Source organism: Microbacterium sp. Ru50 (assembly GCF_002920555.1).
Classification (GTDB): Bacteria; Actinomycetota; Actinomycetes; order Actinomycetales; family Microbacteriaceae; genus Microbacterium; species Microbacterium arborescens.
In genome coordinates, this window is sequence record NZ_PQSV01000050.1 from 1 (window position 1) to 623 (window position 623).

1 protein-coding gene is annotated in these 623 nt (G+C 66.8%); it reads left to right on the plus strand.

The window, feature by feature from the left end; translation table 11 throughout:
• On the plus strand, positions 1-623 hold a 623-nt coding region (locus C3481_RS16195; RefSeq protein ID WP_219817688.1), incomplete at both ends, for a hypothetical protein.

Genomic DNA, 623 nt, shown 5'->3' on the forward strand with positions numbered 1-623 from the left:
GAGGCCACACTGGCCTTCTGGATCATGAAGATCGCCGCCACGACCCTGGGCGAGACGGCCGGCGACCTCTTCGCTCAGACCCTCAAGCTCGGCTACTTCCTCACCACGATCGCACTGTTCCTGATCTTCGTGGTGACCCTGGTCGTGCAGCTGCGCTCGCGCCGCTACAACCCGTTCTGCTATTGGACGGTGATCCTGTCGACCAGCATGGCCGGCACCACCATGTCCGACTTCATGAACCGGGACGCCAGCGCCAAGTACCTGACGGGCGGCGCCACTTCGCTCGGCTGGGGCCCCCAGGGCATCGGTCTGGGCTACCCGGCCGGTGCGGCCATCCTGATCTCGATCCTGCTGGTCGTCTTCGCGGTGTGGAAGGCCGGCGGCATGACGTTCCAGATCCGCGACATCGTCACCTTCCGGGGTGAGGCGCTGTTCTGGTCCGCGATCCTGGTCTCCAACACACTCGGCACCTCGATGGGGGACTTCCTCTCCGACAGCTCGGGCCTCGGCTACGCGGGCGGCGCGCTGCTCGTCATCGGCGTGCTCGCCGTCCTCGTCGCCCTGATGGGCGTGCCGGCGGTGCCCAACGTGCTGCTGTTCTGGATCGCCTTCGTCCTCACCCG